Origin of the sequence: Chenggangzhangella methanolivorans (genome assembly GCF_019797865.1) — a bacterium.
Lineage (GTDB): Bacteria > Pseudomonadota > Alphaproteobacteria > Rhizobiales > Methylopilaceae > Methylopila > Methylopila methanolivorans.
Genome location: NZ_CP081869.1, coordinates 2738393 through 2759276, shown reverse-complemented (window position 1 = coordinate 2759276; position 20884 = coordinate 2738393). Strand labels below are relative to the sequence as shown.

Here is a 20884-nt window from a genome sequence, read left to right as displayed (position 1 = left end):
CATGACCGACCTTTCCGAACTCTCCTCGCTCGAAACCCAGCTTCTCGCCGAGATCGAGGCCGCGTCCGACGAGGCCTCGCTCGAAGCGCTGCGCGTCGCGGCGCTCGGCAAGAAGGGCTCGGTCTCCGAGAAGATGAAGACGCTGGGGTCGATGGACCCCGAGACGCGCAAGACCTTCGGCCCGGCGCTCAACGGCCTGCGCGACAAGATCGCGACCGCGCTCACCGAGAAGAAGGCCGCGCTCGCCGACGCGGCCCTCGACGCGCGGCTCGCCGCCGAAACGCTCGACGTCTCGCTGCCGGTGCGCGAGACCGGCCTCGAGACCGGGCGCATCCATCCGGTCTCCCAGGTCACCGACGAGATCGTGGCGATCTTCTCGGCCATGGGCTTCTCGGTCGCCGAAGGCCCGGACATCGAGACCGACGACTACAACTTCACCAAGCTCAATTTCCCCGTCGGCCATCCGGCCCGCGAGATGCACGACACCTTCTTCCTGCCGCAGAAGGACGACGGTTCGCGGCTCGTGCTGCGCACCCATACGAGCCCGGTGCAGATCCGTGCCATGGAGGCCTCGAAGCCGCCGATCCGGGTGATCTGCCCCGGCCGCACCTACCGCTTCGACATGGACCAGACGCACACGCCGATGTTCCATCAGGTCGAGGGGCTGGTGATCGACCAGAGCGCCAATCTCGGGCACCTCAAATGGGTGCTGGAGGAGTTCCTGAAGACCTTCTTCGAGGTGCCTTCGGTCGAGCTGCGCTTCCGCCCGTCCTTCTTCCCCTTCACCGAGCCCTCGATGGAGGTCGACGTCCGCTGCCGGCGCCTGCCCAACGAGGTGCGCATCGGCGAGGGCGACGACTGGCTGGAGATCCTCGGCTGCGGGATGGTGCATCCGAACGTGCTGCGCAATGTCGGGATCGACCCGGACGTCTATCAGGGCTTCGCCTGGGGCATGGGGATCGACCGCATCGCCATGCTGAAATACGGCATGCCGGACCTGCGCGACCTGTTCAACGCCGACGCCCGCTGGCTCGCCCATTACGGCTTCCGCCCGCTCGACTTCCCGACGCTCGCAGGCGGGCTGAGTTCGTGAGGCGGGAGCATGGTGCTTCTGTTATCCTCCTGTTTCATCGGGCTGGAGCTGAGGCGTGATGCTGAGCAAATCGAAAGTGGCCGAGATTGCGGATCAAGTCCTGCGCCGGACGCTTGGCCAGCACGGGTACGATCATGCAGAGGTTCGTTTTGGAGACGACCACGACGGCGCCCCCTCGATCTTCATCGACGCATTTTTCCGGGAAGGCTCCGATGCGACGCCGGGTCAGGCGACCCTCACGTCGATCACTGGCCTTTCAAGCGCTTTTCGCGGCCAGGGGGAAGATCGTTTTCCCTATTTTCGCGCCCGTTTTGTTGGTGACGAAATTGGCGTCGAGTAACGGTCGAAGATGCATCAAACTCTGATCGACGTCGCATGGCTGCTTGTCGACCATGATACCGGTCGACCTCGCCAAGCGACGCTTCGGCGAGCGGTCAGCACTGCTTACTATGCGGTGTTTCATGCTATTTGCCGCCTCTGCGCGAATGAACTGGTCGGCAAATCGACAGCATCACGTGACTGGACGGCCATTTATCGATCCATAGACCACGGCACGTTCAAAACTGTTCGCGAACAAGACCTCCGTGCAAACCATCTCGGCGCCGGCGTCCATGGCATCCTTGATCTGCTCATCGATTTGCAGCGGGATCGTCATGACGCCGACTACAATCCCGAGCCGTTTGCGTATGGCCGTTTGGAAGTCAGGGCTCTGATCAATTCGGCTGAAGTCGCCATTATCGCCCTGGATGGTCTGTCTTCTGCGGAGAAGCGCGCTTTCGCGGTCGCCATGCTGGCCCGCCCTCGCCGCAAGTGATGAGACTTTGAGAGCACGATGAAATTCTCCCTCTCCTGGCTGAAAGAGCACCTCGCGGGCGACGCCGACCTCGTCGCCGTCACCGAGACGCTGACCCGCGTCGGGCTCGAGGTCGAGCATGTCGAGGACAAGGCGGGCGAACTCCATCCCTTCGTGGTCGGGCGCATTCTCGCCGCCGAGCGCCACCCGAACGCCGACAAGCTGCAGGTCTGCCGCGTCGACGTCGGCCGGCCGGAGCCGCTGCAGGTCGTGTGCGGCGCTCCGAACGCGCGGACGGGCCTCAAGGTCGTGTTCGCCGCGCCCGGGACCGTCATCCCCTCCTCCGGGTGAAGCTCGGCGCCTCTGAGATCCGCGGCGTGCCCTCGGCCGGCATGCTGTGCTCGGGCCGCGAGCTCGGGCTGTCGGAGGAAAGCGACGGCATCCTGGAGCTTCCCGCCGACGCCCCGGTCGGAAAGCCGTTCGCGCCGGTGATCGGGCTCGACGACCCGGTGATCGAGATCGCGGTCACGCCGAACCGCTCGGACTGCCTCGGCGTCCATGGCGTCGCCCGCGACCTCGCCGCCGCCGAGATCGGAACGCTGATCGAGCCCGGCCTGAACCCGGTGCGCGGCGCCTATCCCTGCCCCGTGAACGTGCGCCTCGACTTCGGCGACACGCCCCCGCTGTCGCCGCTGTTCGCGCTGCGGATGGTGCGCGGCGTGAAGAACGGCCCCTCGCCCGAATGGCTGCAGCGCAAGCTGAAGTCGATCGGCCAGAAGCCGATCAACGCGCTCGTCGACGTCACCAACTACCTCACCTTCGACCGCGGCCGTCCGCTGCACGTCTTCGACGCCGCCAAGGTGAAGGGCGATCTCGTGGTGCGCCGCGGCCGCGCGGGCGAAAGCTTCGCCGCGCTCGACGGCAAGGACTACGCGCTCGACGAGACCATGTGCGTGATCGCCGACGATCACGGCGTCGAGTCGCTCGCCGGAATCATGGGCGGCGCCTCGACGGGCTGCGGCGCCGACACGGTCGACGTGCTGATCGAGAGCGCGCTCTGGGATCCGCTCGCGATCGCGCGCACGGGCCGGGCGCTCAACATCCATTCCGACGCGCGCCACCGCTTCGAGCGCGGCGTCGATCCCGCCTTCACGATCCCGGGCCTCGAGCTCGCCACGCGCCTCATCCTCGAGATCTGCGGCGGCGAGGCCTCCGAGCTCGTGGTCGCGGGCGAGGTCCCCGAGCGCGACCTCATCATCGACTTCCCCATCTCCGAGGTGAAGCGCCTCACCGGGCTCGTGGTCGCTCCCGCCGAGGTCAAGGCGCCGCTGTCGCTGCTCGGGTTCTGGGTGTCGGGCCATGGCGAGACGCTGAAGGTCGCGGTGCCGAGCTGGCGGCCGGACGTCGAGGGCAAGGCCGACCTCGTCGAGGAGGTCGTGCGCATCATCGGCCTCGACAAGGTCGAGGCGAGCCCGCTGCCGCAGGCGCAGTCGCTCGCGGCCGCCAGGCTCAGCCCGGTGCAGCGCCGCGCCCGCACGGCGCGCCGGACGCTCGCCGCCCGCGGCCTCGTCGAAGCCGTCACCTGGTCGTTCGTCAGCCGCCAGCAGGCGACGAGCTTCGGCGGCGGAAAGCCCGAGCTTGCGCTCGCCAACCCGATCGCCGCCGACCTTTCGGACATGCGCCCGAGCCTGCTGCCGGGCCTGATCGCCGCCGCCCAGCGCAACGCCGACCGCGGGTCGGGCGACGTCGCGCTGTTCGAGGTCGGCCAGACCTTCCTCGGCGACCGTCCGCAGGACCAGCGCATGCAGGCGACCGGCGTCCGCCGCGGAACCGCGAAGGCGCGCGGGACGGGCCGGCACTGGGGCGAGCAGGCGCTCCCCGTCGACGCCTTCGACGCCAAGGGCGACGCGCTCAACGTTTTGGCGGCGCTCGGCCTGTCGGCGAGTTCGGTGCAGATCGCGCAAGGCGCGGCGCCCGCCTGGTTCCATCCCGGCCGCTCGGCGGCGCTCCAGCTCGGCCCCAAGGTCGTGCTCGGGGCCTTCGGCGAGCTCCATCCGCGCGTCCTGAAGGCGCTCGGCGTCTCGGGCCCGCTGGTCGGCTTCGAGATCACGCTCGACGCCCTGCCCGCCCCGAAGGCCAAGGCGACGCGCGCCAAGCCGCCCTTCGAGGGCTCGGCGCTGCAGCCGCTGTCCCGCGACTTCGCCTTCCTCGCCGATCGCGACACGCCGGCGGGCGAGCTGATCCGCGCCGCGCAGGCCGCCGACCGCAAGCTCGTGACGCGCGTCGACCTGTTCGACCGCTACGAGGGTCCGGGCGTTCCCGAGGGCAAGGTCTCGCTCGCGCTCGCGGTGACGCTCCAGCCGCGCGACAAGACGCTGACCGACGCCCGAGATCGAGGAGATTTCGGGACGGATCGTGGCGCAGGTCGAGAAAGCCACGGGCGCGACGCTGCGCGGCTGACCGCCGCCGTCGTCCCGGGCCTGACCCGGGACCCGGAACCGACGACGTGAGGAATCTGGACGGACCGCCTCGGCTCTGGATCCCGGCTCTTCGGCCGGGATGACCGTTGGGGTTCGGGCGCGCCGCCGCCGAAGCCGGCGTTCGTGCGCCTTGGCGGGTGACCCGCCGCCGTCGTCCCGGGCTTGACCCGGGACCCGGAACCGACGCCGTGAGGACTCTGGACGGACCGCCTCGGTTCTGGATCCCGGCTCTTCGGCCGGGATGACCGTCGAGGTTCGGGCGCGACGCCGCCGAAGCCGGCGTTCGTGCTCTTTGGCTGCTGACCCGCCGCCGTCGTCCCGGGCTTGACCCGGGACCCGGAACCGACGCCGTGAGAATCTGGACGGACCGCCTCGGCTCTGGATCCCGGCTCTTCGGCCGGGATGACCGTTGGGGTTCGGGCGCGCCGCCGCCGAAGCCGGCGTTCGTACTCCTTGGCGGTTGACCCGCCGTCGTCGTCCCGGGCTTGACCCGGGACCCAGAACCGACGCCGTGGGAAACTTCGACCGGACCATTCCGGCTCTGCGCTCGGGATGGCGCCCCGCCGCAGGACGCGCCCGGACTCCCCGAGTCTACGCGTCCCGGTTGTTTCGTATTCGCCCGGCCTCGTCTTGGCTCGATCGCAGCGCGCGAGTCTAGGCCGAGTCCTCACGAGTCGAGTCTTGTTTCGTTCCAGTAGAACGAATCGCGGCCGAATCGCCGATTCCCGATTCGTTCCAGTTTAGACTCCGCCGTCGCCCAATTTGCCCATCATTTGTTAACCTGACTGCGAAGAAACCGCTCTCCTGCGGCGGCGGCGGCGGCGGCGGCGATCGGCGTCTTCGCTTCGGTGGCGCCCGGCCGCCATCGGCGCCACGCTGGTCGAATGTGCAATCTCTACTCGCTCACCAAGGGCCAGGCCGCGATCCGCGAACTCGCCCGCGCGATGGTCGACCGAACCGGCAACCTCCCCCCGACGCCCGGGATCTTCCCGGACTACGCCGCGCCGATCGTCCGGAACGGGGCGGAGGGCCGCGAGCTCACGCTCGCCCGCTGGGGCATGCCGACCTCGCAGAAGGTCATTCTCGACGCGGCCTCCAGGCGCGCCGACAAGCTGCGGGCGAAGGGCGGGACGGTCGATTTCCAGGAGCTGCTGCGCCGCGAGCCGGACGGCGGCGTCACCAACATCCGCAACGTCGCGAGCCGGCACTGGACGCGCTGGCTCGGGGTCGAGCACCGCTGCGTCGCGCCGCTGACCTCGTTCTCCGAATATGGCCGCGCTCCCGGCGGCGGCGCCGCGCCGGTCTGGTTCGCGCTGTCGCAGGAGCGGCCCTTGTGCGTCTTCGCCGGGCTCTGGACCCGCTGGTCGGGCGTGCGCAAGGCCAGGACCGGGTGGGAGGAGGACATCGACCTCTACGGCGTCCTGACCTGCGAGCCGAACGCCGTGGTGGCGCCGGTCCACCCGAAGGCGATGCCCGTCGTCCTGACGACGGCCGAGGAGATCGACGTCTGGATGCGCGCCCCCTGGGCCGAAGCGCGCGCTTCAGCGCCCGCTGCCCGACGACCGCCTCATGATCGTCGCGGCCGGCGCGAAGGAGGACGGCGCCGAAAGCGATTCGGATTCCGAATGGTCGTTAAAATTTTAGGCAAGTTTGAAACGCGCCCACAACGGGTGTCCGATTACGAAACATCTCGCGGAGGTTGCTTTACGTAGGTTCCGTGGATGGCCGCCGGGTCCACATGCCCGAGGTTCCGGCGGCCGGACCTACCCCTCCCCGAAGACCCTCCCCAGCCGCCGTCTAGGCTCCGCTCGCCTCAGCCGTCATCCCGGGCCGGACCCGGGATCCAGAACCGACGCGCGTCGAGCGTTCGCGGAAGCCGTCTCGGTTCTGGATCCCGGCTCTTCGGCCGGGATGACGGGCGGAGGTTCGTGCGGCGCGCCGGCGGACGGCGCGGGGTGTTTATCCGCAGAAGGCTCAGGAAACTCAGCCGTCATCCCGGGCTTGACCCGGGATCCAGAACCGACGCCCGTCGAGCGTTCGCGGAAGCCGTTTCGGTTCTGGATCCCGGCTCTTCGGCCGGGATGACGGGCGGCGGTTCGGGCGGTTCGCCGGCGGACGGCGCGGGGGTGCTTATCCGTAGAAGGCTCAGGAAGCCCAGCCGTCATCCCGGGCCTGACCCGGGATCCAGAACCGACGCCCTCGACGCGTTCGCGGTAGCCGTTCCGGTTCTGGATCCCGGCTCTTCGGCCGGGATTACGGGCGGCGGTTCGGGCGGCTCTTCGGCCGACGGCGCGGGGTGTTTATCCTTAGAAGGCTCAGGAAGCCCAGCCGTCATCCCGGGCTTGACCCGGGATCCGGAACCGACGCGCGTCGAGCGTTCGCGGCGTCCGTCTCGGTTCTGGATCCCGGCTCTTCGGCCGGGATGACGGGCGGCGGTTCATGCGCGCCTCGAGTGGGAGGCCGACGGTCCCTGCGCCTTGCCGGCGAACCGCCCCTGAGGCGAACCGGAGACAGTCCCCAGGCTCTCGCTCCGCGAGGGGTTTCCCCATTCGGCTACCGCAGGTAGCGTCCCCTCGCCCCGCCTCGCCGGGGCCAACAAAAGCAGAGTCGGGAGGGGCCGATGGCCACCATCGTGGGCGGAACAGGCGACGACTCGCTCGTCGGCCAGGACGAACCCAACGTCATCGAGGGCCGCGGCGGGAACGACACGCTGACCGGCGGCGCGTTCGAGGACACGCTGAAAGGCGGCGCCGGAAACGACCTGCTGATCGGGAACGAATACGACGTCTTCATCGGCGGCGAGGGGAACGACAGCATCGAGGCCTACGGCGTGTTCCCGGCTTCCGGCTATGTCGACGCCGGCGTCGGCGACGACGTCATCACCTTCCACTACAACGCCGGCGCGCGGATCGACGGCGGCGACGGCTACGACCGGCTGGTGCTGTCGGGCGTGCGCGAGCTCTACAATTTCGACGTCAGGAACGTCGAAGCGCTCGAAGTCGGCGACACGCCGTTCTACGCCACCTTCGCGCAGCTCAAGAGCTTAGAGACCATCCGCAACGCCGAAGGCTTCGAGGGCCAGCGGATCGAGATCCGCCTCGACGAGGCCGGCCGCATCGACCTCTCGCCCGAGCTCGGCTCGACCTCGGCCCATATCAGGGCGAGCGTCTATTCGGACACGATCACCTCCGGCTCCGGCGACGACGTGATCGAGGGCGGCGGCGGCCGCGACGTGTTCGACGGCGGCGCCGGGAACGACACGCTGCTCGGCGACGACTTCGGAAGCGAGCTGCTGATCGGCGGGGAGGGGAACGACGTCCTCTTCGGCGGAGCGGGCGAAAACACGCTGCTCGGCGGCGACGGCGACGACCGCCTGTCCTCGGCGGGCGCCCGCATGAGCATGGAGGGCGGGGCCGGCGACGACGTCGTCGAGATGACGACCGGCGCGAGCTCGGGCGTGCTCGACGGCGGCGAGGGCTTCGACCGGCTGATCGCCAAGGGCGACCTCACGGGGCTTGCGATCTCGGGCTTCGAGCAGCTCGAGACCGGGACCACGGTCACCGGGACGATCGCGTTCTTCGAGGGCTTTGACGCCATCCTCGGCCGCGGCCTGAGGGGCAAGCCCGATCTGAGGCTCGCCGACGCCGGGACGATCGACCTCTCCGACCAGCTCGACGGAAACGGCGTGCGCCTCGTCGGCTCGGCCGGCGACGACGTCATCACGTCGGGCGCGGGCGACGACCTGCTGAAGGGCGGCGCCGGCGACGACGAGATCCACGCCGGCGCCGGAAACGACGGCCTCACCGTGACGGCCGGCCGCGACACGCTGTTCGGCGGGGAGGGCGACGACAAGTTCAACTCCACCAAGTCCGGCGGCAAGGCCGTGCTCGACGGCGGCGACGGCGAGGACGTGCTGTTCGCGCGCGGCGACATCACGCGCCTCGAAATCTCCGGGATCGAGATCTTCGAGACGCGCGGCGGCTATGTGTCCGGGACCGCCGAGCAGTTCGAGGGCTTCGACGTCATCCGCGTGAACGCCGAGGGCCTCGACCTGCCGGTCAACATCTCGCTCACCGAGGCGGGGCGGCTCAATCTCAGCGACCAGCTCGAGGGCCGCGACGCGCGGCTGTTCGGCTCCGACGGCGACGACCGGCTGACGGCCTCGGGCGGCGACGACACGCTCGAGGGCGGCGACGGGAACGACACGCTGATCGGCGGCGCCGGCCGCGACTGGTTCTTCGGCGGAGAGGGCGACGACGTCTATGTGGTCGACGACGTCCGCGACCATGTCGACGGCCTCGGCGACTACGGAACCGACACGGTGCGCGCGAGCGTCGACTACCGGCTCGTGCGCGAGGTCGAGAACCTCGTGCTGACGGGCTCGCAGGCCCTCGACGGGACCGGCAACGAGCTCGACAACGTCCTCACGGGCAACCGCGCGAACAACACGCTCGAGGGCCGCGGCGGCGACGACACGCTCGACGGCGGCGAGGGCGCGGACGTGCTCGACGGCGGCAAGGGCTTCGACACCGCCGACTACCGCTCCTCCGAAGAAGCCGTGGGGATCGATCTCGGCGACGGCTCGGCCTTCGGCGGCGAGGCGGATTTCGACACGCTGATCGACGTCGAGGGCGTGCTCGGCTCGCGCTTCGCCGACGAGCTCACGGGCGATGATGGCCGCAACCGGCTGAGCGGCGGCGCCGGCGACGACACGCTCGACGGCGGGGCGGGGGCCGACACGCTTGTCGGCGGCGGCGGAAACGACCTCGTCAGCTACCAGGAGTCCGACGCCCGCGTCGTGATCGATCTCGAGGCCGGAACCTTCAGGGGCGGCGACGCCAAGGGCGACGTGCTGACGGGCGTCGAGCGCATCGTCGGCTCGGCCTTCGACGACAAGCTCACCGGCTCGTCGGGCGCCGACGACCTCGGCGGCTCGTTCGGCGACGACACGATCCGCGGCGGGGCGGGCGACGACGTGATCGAGGGCGGGGCGGGCTCCGACGTCCTGGCGGGCGGAGAGGGGCGCGACGTCTTCGCCTATGTGTTCCTGAGGGGCGGCGAGCGCGACGTCATCGAGGACTTCACGGTCGGCGAGGACCGCTTCCGGTTCTTCTCGGGCACGAGCGGCCTCGATGTCGGCGAGCTCGGGAAGGGCGACTTCGCGTTCGTCGGCGAACCGCAGGGCGAGGCGCGCCTGCTCTACGACGCGGAAAAGGGGCTGCTGCTGTTCGACCGCGACGGTTCGGGCGACGACGCGGCGATCGTGATTGCCGAGATCGGCGAGAACCTCGACCTCTCGGCCAGGGACTTCTTCGTCGTCTGAGACCGCGGCGGTTCAGCCGGCGGTGTCGAACTGCGCCTCGTGCAGCGCGCGGTACCGCCCGGCCGTCGCCACCAGCTCGCGGTGGCTGCCCTGCTCGGCGACGCCGTTCTCGTCCACCACCACGATGCGGTCGGCGTTGCGGATCGTGGCGAGCCGGTGGGCGATGATGAGCGTGGTGCGGCCTTGCGCGAGTTCGGTCAGCGAGGTCTGGATCTGGCGCTCGGTCTCGGCGTCGAGCGCCGAGGTCGCCTCGTCGAGGATCAGGATCGCGGGGTTCTTGAGGAACATCCGCGCGATCGCGAGCCGCTGCTTCTGCCCGCCCGAGAGCTTCACGCCGCGTTCGCCCACGACCGTGTCGAGGCCTGCGGGAAGAGCCGCGATCATGTCGTCGATGCGCGCGCGCCGGGCCGCCTCGACGATCTCGGCGTCGCTCGCGCCGAGCCGGCCATAGGCGATGTTCTCGCGGATCGTGCCGGCGAACAGGAACACGTCCTGCTGCACCACGCCGACCTGGCGGCGCAGCGAGGTGAGCGTGAAGTCCCGCACGTCCCGCCCGTCGATCGAGATGCGCCCGGCCCCGACCTCGTAGAAGCGCGGCAGCAGCGCGCAGATCGTGGTCTTGCCGGCGCCCGAGGGGCCGACGAACGCCACCGTCTCGCCCGCCCGCACCGTGAGGCTGAGATTGGAGAGCACCGGCCGTCCCGGCGTGTAGGCGAAGTCGACGCCCTCATAGGCGATCTCGCCCTTGAGCGTCGGCGCCTCGACCGCGTCCGGCCCGTCGACGATGTCGGAGCGGGTGTCGAGGAATTCGAGGTAGCGTTTGAAGCCCGCGACGCCCTTCGGATAGGTCTCGATGACGGCGTTGATCTTCTCGACCGGGCGGAAGAACACGCCGATCAGCAGCAGGAACGCCACGAAGCCGCCATGGCTCAGCGTGCCCTGGATCACGAAGTAGCTGCCCGCCACCATCACGGTGAGCTGGATGAGCCGCATGCTCATGTAGCTGAGCGAGGTCGAGGCCGCCATGATGCGGTAGGCCATCAGCTTGGTCGCGCGGTAGCGCGCGTTGTCCTCGGCGAAGAGGCGGCGCTCGTGGTCTTCGTTGGCGAAGGCCTGCACCACGCGGATGCCGCCGACATTCTCCTCGATGCGGGCGTTGAAGTCGCCGACGCGGCCGTAGAGCTCCTGCCAGTTGCGCGTCATGCGCCCGCCGTAGCGGCTGGTGAGCCAGGCGGTGAGCGGCACCACCGCGACCGTGATGAGCGCGAGCTCGACGTTCACCGTGAACATCAGCGCGAAGGCGCCGAAAAGCGTCATGATGGCGATGAACAGGTCTTCGGGCCCGTGATGCGCGACCTCGCCGATCTCCTCGAGATCCTTGGTCAGGCGCCCGACGAGGTGGCCGGTCTTCTGATTGTCGAACCAGCCGAAGGAGAGCTTCTGCAGGTGGTCGAACGCCTTGCGGCGCATCTCGGTCTCGATGTTGATCCCGAGCATGTGGCCCCAATAGGTGACCACCGCCATGAGGCCGGTGTTGACCACGTAGATCGCCAGCAGCCCGAGCGCGGCGAGCAGCACCAGCCCCCATTGCTGGGTCGGCAGCAGCGTGTCGACGAAGATCTTGACCGCGATCGGGAAGCCGAGCTCGAGCAGGCCCGAGGCGACCGCCGAGCCGAAGTCGAGCCAGAACAGGCCGGCGTGCGGCCGGTAATATGAGAAGAAGCGCTTCAGCATGGCCGGCGGTGAGCCCTCCCGGCCCGTTCTGCGACGTCCGGGCAATACCGCCCGGAGGAGGCGGCCGCAAGGTTTTGCATGCCGGCGACGCCCGCAACGTCAGCGGTTTGGAGCGCTTCCAGGTTTCCGGGGCGCTCGGCCGCGAACGCGATGGGATGAGATCGCCCTCGCCGTCTCGACCCGTCATCCCGGGCCTGACCCGGGATCCAGAACCGCCGCCCTCGGAGCGTTAGCGGATGGCGCATCGGTTCTGGATCCCGGCTCTCCGGCCGGGATGACGGGCGGGGGTTCGGGGCGGTTCTTGGCGAGGCGCGCAGCGCGTGCGGGCCGCAGGAGCTCGGGACGCTCAGCCGTCATCCCGGGCCTGACCCGGGATCCAGAACCGCCGCCCTCGGAGCGTTCGCGGATGGCGCATCGGTTCTGGATCCCGGCTCTCCGGCCGGGATGACGGGCGGGGGTTTGGGGCGGTTCTTGGCGAGGCGCGCAGCGCGTGCGGGCCGTAGGAGGCTCGGGACGCTCAGCCGTCATCCCGGGCTTGACCCGGGATCCAGAACCGACGCCCGTGGAGCGATCGCGGACGCCCGCCCCGGCTCTGGATCCCGGCTCTCCGGCCGGGATGACGGGCGGGGGTTCGGAGCGGTTCTTGGCGAGGCGCGCGGCGCATGCGGGCCGCAGGAGGCTCGGGACGCTCAGCCGTCATTCCGGGCTTGACCCGGGATCCAGAACCGACGCCCGCGGAGCGTTCGCGGATGGCGCCTCGGTCCCGGATCCCGGCGCTTCGGCCGGGACGACGCGCGGGGGTTCGGGCGGCCCGATCCGGAATTCGGGCCTAGAACCGCGTCGTCAGCGCGTTCAGCCAGTCGGGCGAGGCGTCCACCAGCGCGGTCTCGATCCGCTTGTCGTAGCCGCTCACGACCGCGAGCCCGACGAGGATCAACGCGATCCCGAGCGCGATCCGGCCCGCGCGCCCGGCCCCCGCCATGCGGGCGCGCCAGCGCTGGAGAAGCTCGCTCGACATCAGCCCCAGCAGGACGAGCGGCGTCGCGGCCCCGAGTCCGAACACGCCCATTGTGGCCGCGACCGACCCCAGATCCTCGCCGCGCGCCGCCAGCATCGAGGCCGCGCCGAGCGTCGGCCCGACGCAGGGCGCCCAGACCACGCCGAGCAGCAGGCCGACCAGGAACTGCCCGGCGAGCCCGGCGCGCGAGACGAGGTCGAGCCGCTCCGCCGCCCAATGGCTCGCCGGCCCCGCGGCGTTCGCGACGCGCGCCTGCGCGGCGGGGACGAGAAGCACGGCGCCGACGACCATCAGCAGCGCGGCGGCCACGGGGCGGAACACGGTCTCGTCGAGCCCGATGGAGAAGCCGACGGTCGCGACGAACAGCCCGACGGCTACGAAGGAAAGCGTGAGCCCGACCCCGAGCGCGACTGGCCCCAGCCGGCGCTCCCCTTGCGCCGCCGCGAGCGCGACCGGCACGAGCGGCAGCACGCAGGGCGAGAGCAGCGTGAGCAGGCCGGCGAGATAAGCGAGGCCGAGGGTGACGAGCATGCGCGCCTTCGAGGCGTCGGGTGTCGATGCGGCGCCGTCTCTTCGCAAACATAGAGCGGAGCCGGGACGAGCGGCAGGCGCCATTCCGGCGGAGGCGCGGGCATGACGGCCTCCGCGCCTTGCGACTTTCATCCCGCCGACAGCAGCGTCGCGGCCGGCCGCTTCCCTCTCCCGCTTGCGGGAGAGGGTGAGGGTGAGGGCGCTCGCGCCGGGGCGTCAGAACCAAGCTCGTCCGCGCGGTCGGTTCCCGGTCTGGCCCCCGCAGCGCCATGTCCCCTCATCCTCACCTTCTCCCGTGAACGGGAGAAGGAGCGGCCGACGTCGCGGGCGGTCAGGCCGCAGGCGCGCTCTCATCCCGCCGACGCGCTTTCACCCGCCGACAGCAGCGTCGCGGCCGGCCGCTTCCCTCTCCCGCTTGCGGGAGAGGGTGAGGGCGCTCGCGCCGGGGCGTCAGAACCAAGCTCGTCCGCGCGGTCGGGTTCCCGGTCTGGCCCCCGCAGCGCCATGTCCCCTCATCCTCACCTTCTCCCGTGAACGGGAGAAGGAGCGGCCGACGTCGCGGGCGGTCAGGCCGCAGGCGCGCCTTATCCCGCCGAGAGCAGCGTCGCGTCGCCGCCGGCCGCCGCCGTGTTGATCGAGACCGTCCGCTCCTCGACCAGTCGGTCGACGTCCCAGGCGGCGCCGGAAGCGATCTCCTGCGGCGTCAGCGCATGGACCGTGACGATCGCGCCGGGCCGCCGGGCGGCGTCGGCCAGAACCGCCAGCAGCGCCTCCCGCCCGCCCTCGAAGATGAGCGCGCCGAGATCGTGGGCCTCGCGCCAGTCCGAAACAGTCTCGGTCCGGGTCCGAAGCGGCGCGGGCAGGCGCGCGGCGAGCGCCGCCACGGGGCTTGTCTCCTCCAGCACGGCGACCGAGCCGGTCGCGAGGATCGCGCCGAGCGCCACGGCCGCGCCGCGTTCGGTCTCGGTCACGGCCGCGATCCGGCCCTTGGCCTCCAGCGAATAGACGTTGCGCTCGCCGACCGGCCCGGGAAGCTTGACCGATCCGCCGAGCGGCGAGGCGAGCGCCATCGGGCGGCAGGCTTCGGCCGCGGCGGCGAACCCCTCTTGCTGCAGCCAGTCGGCGTAGGCGCGCGACGGGGCGAGCGCCTCGGCCGAGCCCGCGACCCCGCAGCCCGCGCCGCGACCGGCCGTGAACCTGCCGACCGCGAGCGGCCCGCCGGCCTTCGGCCCGGTGCCGGACAGCCGCGAGCCGCCGAAGGGCTGAACGCCCACCACCGCGCCGACGATGTTGCGGTTGACGTAGAGGTTGCCGGCCCTGACCCGGCGAACGGCCCGCGCCACGGTCTCGTCGATGCGGGTCTCGATCCCGAAGGTCAGCGCGTGGCCGCTCGCGTTCGCCTCCTCGATCACGCGGTCGAGGTCGTCGGCGCGATGGCGCGCGACATGGAGCACGGGGCCGAACACCTCCTCGGCGACGTCCGATATGGCTCCGATCTCGACGATCGCGGGCGCGAGGAAGCTTCCACGGGCGCAGCTTTCCGGAAGCGGGGCCTGCGTCACGCGAAATCCCCGGGCGCGCATCTCGACGAGATGGCGCTCGACCCGCGCCTTCGCCTCGTCGGAGATCAGCGGCCCGACGTCGCTCGAGAGCCGGTCGGGCGGGCCGACCTCGAGCTCGCGCGTCGCGCCCTTCAGCATGGCGAGGATGCAGTCGGCGACGTCGTCCTGCAGGCTGAGGATCCTGAGCGCCGAGCAGCGCTGCCCGGCGCTGTCGAACGCCGAGGCGACCGCGTCGAGCACGACCTGCTCGGCGAGCGCCGAGGAGTCCGCGATCATGACGTTGCGCCCGCCGGTCTCGGCGACGAAGGGGACCGGGCGACCCTCGCGCGTCAGGCGCCGGCTGAGCGTGTTCTCGATCGCCCGCGCCGCCTCGAGCGATCCGGTGAAGGCGACGCCCTCGACCCGCGGGTCCGCGACGAGCGCGGCCCCCACCGCGCCGTCGCCGGGCAGGAGCTGGAGAGCGTCCGCCGGGACGCCGGCGCCGTGGAGCAGCCGCACCGCCTGCGCGGCGGCGAGCGGGGTCTCCTCCGCGGGCTTGGCGACGACGGCATTGCCCGCCGCGAGCGCCGCGGCGACCTGCCCGACGAAAATTGCGAGCGGAAAGTTCCAGGGGCTGATCGCGGCCACGACGCCGAGCGGCCGGGCCGCTCCCGCCGCTTCGAGCCGCTCGGCCTCGCCGGCGTAATAGCGCAGGAAATCCTCCGCCTCGCGAACCTCCGCGCCGGCGCTTGCGAGCGTCTTGCCCGCCTCGCGCGCCATGAGGCCGACAAGCGCCTCTTTCTCTTGGGCGAGCGCGTCGGCGGCGCGGCGCAGTCGCGCGGCGCGGCGGGCGGCGGGCTCCGCCGCCCAATCCGCCGCGCCGGCCGCCACGCGGGAAAGCGCCGCCTCGACGTCGGCGGGGCCCGACCACCGGACCGCGCCGACGACGTCGCGCCGGTCGGCGGGGTTGCGGACGGAGGTCAATTCGGCCGCCTCATCCGCCCCCGAGGGGCCTGCGCGCCAGGCCGTCCGGGCGCCGTCGCGGCAGGCGCGAGCGAGCGCGCGGAGCTGGTTCTCGTCGTCGAGGTCGAGGCCGAGCGCGTTCCTGCGCGCAGGCGCGTAGAGATCGGGCGGCCGGCGGATTTTTGCGCTCGCAGCCCCAAGAGGCTGTCGGCATTGCGCGATCGCGACGGGATCGGCGATGAGCTCCTCGGCGCTCGTCTCCTCGTCCGCCACGCGGTTCACGAAGGAGGCGTTGGCGCCGTTCTCGAGGAGCCGCCGCACCAGATAGGCGAGCAGCGTATCGTGGCTTCCGACCGGGGCGTAGATGCGGCAGGGCCGCCCGAGCCCTTCCGCGGCCGCGATGTCATAGAGCGGCTCGCCCATGCCGTGGAGGCACTGGAACTCGAACGCGTCTCCGCCCGCCTCCGCCCCCATCGCCGCCGCCGCCGCCACCGTGTGGGCGTTGTGGGTCGCGAATTGCGGGAACACGAGATCGCCGGCCGACAGCAGTTTTCTGGCGCAGGCGAGGTAGCAGACGTCGGAATGAGCCTTGCGGGTGAAGACGGGAAAGTCCGAGAAGCCCTCGACCTGCGCGCGCTTGATCTCGCTGTCCCAGTAGGCGCCTTTCACGAGCCGGATCATCAGCCGCCGGCCCGAGCGGCGGGCGAGATCGACCAGCCAGTCGATGACGTCCGGGCAGCGCTTGCCGTAGGCCTGGACCACGAAGCCGAGCCCGTTCCAGCCGGCGAGGTCCGGATCGAAGGCCAGCGCTTCGAACAGGTCGAGCGAGATCTCCAGCCGGTCGGCCTCTTCGGCGTCGACGTTGAGCCCGATGTCATAGGACCTCGCGAGCGCCGCCAGCCGCGCGGCCCGCGGCAACAGCTCCGCCATGACCCTCTCGCGTTTCCGCCGCGAATAACGCGGGTGGAGCGCCGAGAGCTTGATCGAGACGCCCGGCCCCTCGACCGGCCCGCGACCCTCCGCCGCCGCGCCGATCGCGTGGATCGCATGCTCGTAGGACGCCATGTAGCGGGCCGCGTCCTCGGCCGTCGTCGCGGCTTCGCCCAGCATGTCGTAGGAATGGCGGAAGCCTCTCGCCTCGACGTCGCGGGCGTTTTCGAGCGCCTCCTCGATCGTCCGTCCGGCCACGAATTGCCGTCCCAGCAGCCGCATCGCGAGCTCCACGCCCGCGCGCACCACCGGCTCGCCGCTCAGCGCGATCAGCTTTCCGAGCGTCGCCGCAAGGCCAGTCTCGCTGTGGGTCGCGACCAGGCGGCCCGTGATCAGCAGCCCCCAGGTGGCGGCGTTCACGAACAGCGAGGGGCTGTGTCCGAGATGCCCGCGCCAGTCTTTCGCGAGGATCTTGTCGCGGATGAGCGCGTCGCGGGTGGCGTCGTCGGGCGTCCGCAGCAGCGCCTCCGCGAGGCACATCAGCGCGACGCCCTCCTCGCTCGACAGCGCGTATTCCCGCATGAGCGCCTCGACGCCGCTGGATGAACCGCGGCGGCGAAGGCCCTCGACGAGTTTTGTGGCGAGCGAGCGGGTGGCGGCCGCTTCCTCGGATGTCGGTTCAGCGAGCGGGAGCAGCGGCGCGAGGCAGTCTAGCTCCGCCCGGCGCGTCGCCGCCGTGATCGCGCGGCGAAGCGCCGACCGCTCGGGGACGGCGGCTGCGAGGTTTGCGAAGGGCGTCGGATCGCGGGTCATCGCGATCTGGAACTAGGGCGGACTCACTTGAGGCGCGACCATCTCCACCGTCATGCCCGCGCCTCAGCGCCCCGCCGCGGCCTCGCGCTCGGCTCTCTGCCTCTCGGCCTCCGCGCGCTTGGTCGCGATCGACGCGATGATGACGCCCGTGGTCACGATCGCGATCAGGATGGTGCAGACCGCGTTGATCTCGGGCTTCACGCCGAGCCGGACCGACGAATAGATCCGCATCGGCAGCGTGGTCGCACCCGGGCCCGTGGTGAACTGCGAGATCACGAGGTCGTCGATCGAGAGCGTGAAGGCGAGCATCCAGCCCGACACGATCGCCGGCAGGATGATGGGCAAAGTCACCACGAAGAACGCCTTGAAGGGCGGGCAGCCGAGGTCGAGCGCGGCTTCCTCGAGGCTGCGGTCGAACGAGATCAGCCGCGACTGCACCACGACGGCCACGAAGCACATCGAGAAGGTGACGTGGGCGATCGTCAGCGTCATGAAGCCGCGATCGAGCCCGATGGCGACGAACAGCAGCAGCATCGAGAGGCCGGTGATGACCTCGGGCATCACAAGCGGCGCGTAGACCATGCCGGAGAACAGCGTGCGGCCGCGGAACCGCCCCATGCGCACCAGCGTCACGGCGGCCAGCGTGCCGAGCACGGTGGCGAGCGTCGCGGAAATGACCCCGACCCGCACCGTCACCCAGGCGGCTTCGAGCAACTGCTCGTTGTGCCAGAGCGATACGTACCAGCGCGTCGAGAACCCGCCCCAAACGGTCACCAGCTGGCTGTCGTTGAACGAGTAGATCACCAGCAGCAGGATCGGCAGGTAGAGGAACGCGAAGCCGAACGTCAGCGCCGCGATGTTGACGGAGGAAAGGCCCCGGGTCACTTCGCGCTCCCCAGCTCTTTGGCCTGGACGTTGTTGTAGACCGCGATCGGCACGACGAGCACGAGCAGCAGCAGCACCGCGAGCGCGGAGGAGACCGGCCAGTCGCGGTTCAGGAAGAACTCGTTGTAGAGCGTCTTGCCGATCATCAGCGTCTCGGACCCGCCCAGCAGATCCGGGATCACGAACTCGCCGACCGCCGGGATGAAGACGAGGAAGCAGCCCGCGATCACGCCCGGCAGCGAGAGCGGCACGGTGATCTGCCAGAAGGATTTCCAGGGCGGCGATCCGAGGTCGCTCGCCGCCTCCAGCAGCGTGTCGTCGAGCTTTTCGAGGCTCGAATAGAGCGGCAGGATCATGAACGGCAGGTACGAGTAGACGATGCCGATATAGACCGCCGTCTCGGTGTTCATGATGTAGATCGGCTCGGAGATGATCCCGGTCCACAGCAGGAACTGGTTCATCAGCCCTTCCGGATTGAGGATGCCGATCCAGGCGTAGACGCGGATCAGCAGCGACGTCCAGAACGGCAGGATGACGAGCATCAGCAGCGTGGGCCTGAGCGTCTTGGGCGCCCGCGCCATGGCGTAGGCCATCGGGTAGGCGATCGCGAGCGCGATGAGGGTCGAGACGCCTGCGATCTCGAGGCTCGAGAGATAGGAGCGCCAGTAGAGCTCGTCGTCGAACAGCAGGCCGTAATTTTCGAAGTCGAGCCCGGCCCACCAGTCCTTCACGCCCTGCCAGCCGTTGGCGAGGTCGAGCAGCGGCTCGTAGGGCGGCTGCGCGATCGTGGTGTCGGACAGCGAAATCTTCAGGACGATGAAGAACGGCGCGGAAGAAGAAGGCGAGCCACAGATACGGGATCGCGATCACGAACCAGCGCTTCAGCTGACTCGATCCGACGCGTTTGGGGAGGGCGGGGGCGGTCATGGACGGGCCGCTTTCTGCCCCCTCTCCCGCAAGCGGGAGAGGGTCGGGGTGAGGGTGAGCGGCGCTGCGCTTTCCGACGGCTGACGAACCGATGTGGGTCGCGCGAGATCATCGTGACGCCCCCTCACCCTTACCCTCTCCCGCGAGCGGGAGAGGGGGACGGAAGTGGGAGCGCTCTGCATCGCCCGCCTCACGAGGTCAGCACGACGCCGGCGTCCGGCGCGAACCAGACATGGACGCGGTCGTCCCAGGCGATGGGCTTGGCTTCGGTGCGGGTCATGTTGGCGCGGCTGACGCGCACCACCTTTTCCGAGCCGTCGATCTTCACCAACACCACGGTCCAGTCGCCCATGTAAGCCAGGTCCCAGACCTCGCCCTTGAGGACGTTCTTCGCGTCTTCCGGCGGCGGCTCGATCGAGATGCGCATCTTCTCCGGCCGGACCGCGAGCTTCACCTTGGCGCCGGCGGCGGCTGACGTCTCGCTTGCGGCGAGGAAGTCGCCGCCCGGATCCTCGCCCTTGATGCGGGTCTCGCCGACGGCGGCGCTCTCGACGACGCCGTCGAAGATGTTGATGTTGCCGATGAAGTCGGCGACGTAGGCCGAGTTCGGCTGCTCGTAGATGTCGCCGGGCGTCGCGACCTGGACCAGCTTGCCGTGGTTCATCACGGCGATGCGGTCCGACACCGTCATGGCTTCCTCCTGGTCGTGGGTCACGATCAGGAAGGTGAGGCCGAGCTCCATCTGCAGGTCCATGAGCTCGAACTGCGTCTCCTCGCGCAGCTTCTTGTCGAGCGCGCCGAGCGGCTCGTCGAGCAGCAGCACCTTGGGGCGTTTGGCGAGCGAGCGGGCGAGCGCGACGCGCTGGCGCTGTCCGCCGGAGAGCTGGTGCGGCTTGCGCGACGCGAAGGGGGTGAGCTTGACGAGCTCCAGCATCTCCTCGACGCGAGACGCGATCTCGGCCTTCGGCGTGCCGTCCTGCTTGGGCCCGAAGGCGATGTTCTGCGCGACCGTCATGTGCGGGAACAGCGCGTAGGACTGGAACATCATGTTGACCGGCCGCTTGTACGGCGGGATCCCCGCGAGATCCTCGCCGCCGAGCGTGATGCGGCCCGCGGTCGGCTGCTCGAAGCCCGCGAGCATGCGCATCAGCGTGGTCTTGCCGCAGCCGGACGGTCCGAGCAGCGAGAAGAACTCGCGGGTGTGAATGTCGAGCGAGACGTCGTCGACGGCCGTGAAGGCCCCGAATTTCTTGACGACGTTCTCGAAGCGGATGAGCGGGACCGAACTCGGATCAAGCCACGGCGCGAAGGAGCGCCGGATCGGGCCGAGGGCTTTTTGAGAGCCGGTTTTGGGCGCCATTTGGGATCCGCGAGAAGGAGGGAAACGTCATCCCGGCCGCAGCGAAGCGGAGAGCCGGGATCGCCTTCAGAACGAGGCCATTTCGTCGTAGAGGTCGCGCCAGTCAGGATTGCTCGTTTCGATCAGTTCCGTCTTCCAGTCTCGCCGCCACCGCTTGATCTGCTTCTCGCGGACGATTGCGGCTTCGGCTCCCTCATGAGCCTCGAACCACACCAGCCGGTCCACATTGAATTTCTCGGTGAAGCCGCGGACGACCTTCGCCTTGTGCTGCGCGATGCGGCCGGGAAGGTCGCTCGTTACGCCGACATAGAGGGGACCGTCTTTCCGGGTCGCGAGGATGTAGACGAAGAAGCGCTTTTCCACGTCGCCTTACCCCCACCACCGTCATCCCGGACGACGGCGCAAGCCGTCGAACCGGGATCGTGTTCCGAGTAGAGCGCCCTCCCCTGAGAGCGATCCCGGCTCTCGCTGCGCTCGGCCGGGATGACGCCTT

The 20884-nt window shown here is 70.0% G+C and carries 10 protein-coding genes and 3 pseudogenes; 6 read left to right on the top strand and 7 right to left on the bottom strand.

Annotated features, from left to right (window positions below; all coding sequences use genetic code 11):
* Position 1 precedes the first annotated feature (1 nt).
* The 6 genes and pseudogenes from pheS to K6K41_RS14430 all read left to right on the top strand — a co-directional run bounded on the left by pheS (position 2) and on the right by K6K41_RS14430 (position 9689).
* Positions 2-1093 (top strand): phenylalanine--tRNA ligase subunit alpha, encoded by a 1092-nt coding sequence (pheS, locus tag K6K41_RS14455; RefSeq protein WP_261405600.1) that lies wholly within the window; start codon positions 2-4, stop codon positions 1091-1093.
* A 58-nt stretch (positions 1094-1151) separates the two neighbouring features.
* Positions 1152-1433, top strand: coding sequence for a hypothetical protein (locus K6K41_RS14450; RefSeq protein WP_261405599.1), 282 nt, complete (start codon positions 1152-1154; stop codon positions 1431-1433).
* Between the two features lie 9 nt (positions 1434-1442).
* Entirely contained in the window at positions 1443-1907 is a 465-nt protein-coding gene (locus K6K41_RS14445; RefSeq protein WP_261405598.1) for a hypothetical protein, read from the top strand.
* Between the two features lie 18 nt (positions 1908-1925).
* Positions 1926-4346: pseudogene (pheT, locus tag K6K41_RS14440) on the top strand (phenylalanine--tRNA ligase subunit beta).
* 904 nt (positions 4347-5250) lie between these two features.
* Positions 5251-6010: pseudogene (locus K6K41_RS14435) on the top strand (SOS response-associated peptidase).
* A 976-nt stretch (positions 6011-6986) separates the two neighbouring features.
* Positions 6987-9689, top strand: a complete 2703-nt coding sequence (locus K6K41_RS14430; protein WP_261405597.1) for a calcium-binding protein — start codon at positions 6987-6989, stop codon at positions 9687-9689.
* A 12-nt stretch (positions 9690-9701) separates the two neighbouring features.
* Here the strand turns inward: K6K41_RS14430 and K6K41_RS14425 are convergent, their stop codons facing one another.
* The 7 genes and pseudogenes from K6K41_RS14425 to K6K41_RS14395 form a co-directional block, all read right to left on the bottom strand.
* Positions 9702-11423: an ABC transporter ATP-binding protein gene (locus tag K6K41_RS14425; RefSeq protein ID WP_261405596.1), complete on the bottom strand. Its 1722-nt coding sequence runs from the start codon at positions 11421-11423 to the stop codon at positions 9702-9704.
* Between the two features lie 829 nt (positions 11424-12252).
* Entirely contained in the window at positions 12253-12972 is a 720-nt protein-coding gene (locus K6K41_RS14420; protein WP_261405595.1) for a cytochrome c biogenesis CcdA family protein, read from the bottom strand.
* Positions 12973-13556: 584 nt separating this feature from the next.
* Positions 13557-17219 carry a bifunctional proline dehydrogenase/L-glutamate gamma-semialdehyde dehydrogenase PutA gene (putA, locus tag K6K41_RS14415; RefSeq protein ID WP_261405594.1) on the bottom strand — a complete coding sequence of 1221 codons (3663 nt, stop codon included), beginning with the start codon at positions 17217-17219 and terminating at the stop codon, positions 13557-13559.
* A gap of 63 nt (positions 17220-17282) precedes the next feature.
* Entirely contained in the window at positions 17283-18104 is an 822-nt protein-coding gene (locus tag K6K41_RS14410; protein ID WP_261405593.1) for an ABC transporter permease, read from the bottom strand.
* A pseudogene (locus K6K41_RS14405) lies at positions 18101-19031 on the bottom strand (ABC transporter permease). The gene K6K41_RS14410 and the pseudogene K6K41_RS14405 overlap by 4 nt, the downstream one beginning before the upstream one ends.
* A 190-nt stretch (positions 19032-19221) precedes the next feature.
* On the bottom strand, positions 19222-20391 hold the full coding sequence (locus K6K41_RS14400) for an ABC transporter ATP-binding protein (protein ID WP_261405592.1): 1170 nt from the start codon (positions 20389-20391) through the stop codon (positions 19222-19224).
* 66 nt (positions 20392-20457) lie between these two features.
* Positions 20458-20754: a GIY-YIG nuclease family protein gene (locus K6K41_RS14395; protein WP_261405591.1), complete on the bottom strand. Its 297-nt coding sequence runs from the start codon at positions 20752-20754 to the stop codon at positions 20458-20460.
* Positions 20755-20884: the final 130 nt, after the last annotated feature.

Coding starts and splice junctions, on each gene's coding strand:
- pheS (WP_261405600.1), top strand. CDS start 2: ATGACCGACCTTTCCGAACTCTCCTCGCTCGAAACCCAGCTTCTCGCC.
- K6K41_RS14450 (WP_261405599.1), top strand. CDS start 1,152: ATGCTGAGCAAATCGAAAGTGGCCGAGATTGCGGATCAAGTCCTGCGC.
- K6K41_RS14445 (WP_261405598.1), top strand. CDS start 1,443: ATGCATCAAACTCTGATCGACGTCGCATGGCTGCTTGTCGACCATGAT.
- K6K41_RS14430 (WP_261405597.1), top strand. CDS start 6,987: ATGGCCACCATCGTGGGCGGAACAGGCGACGACTCGCTCGTCGGCCAG.
- K6K41_RS14425 (WP_261405596.1), bottom strand. CDS start 11,423: ATGCTGAAGCGCTTCTTCTCATATTACCGGCCGCACGCCGGCCTGTTC.
- K6K41_RS14420 (WP_261405595.1), bottom strand. CDS start 12,972: ATGCTCGTCACCCTCGGCCTCGCTTATCTCGCCGGCCTGCTCACGCTG.
- putA (WP_261405594.1), bottom strand. CDS start 17,219: ATGACCCGCGATCCGACGCCCTTCGCAAACCTCGCAGCCGCCGTCCCC.
- K6K41_RS14400 (WP_261405592.1), bottom strand. CDS start 20,391: ATGGCGCCCAAAACCGGCTCTCAAAAAGCCCTCGGCCCGATCCGGCGC.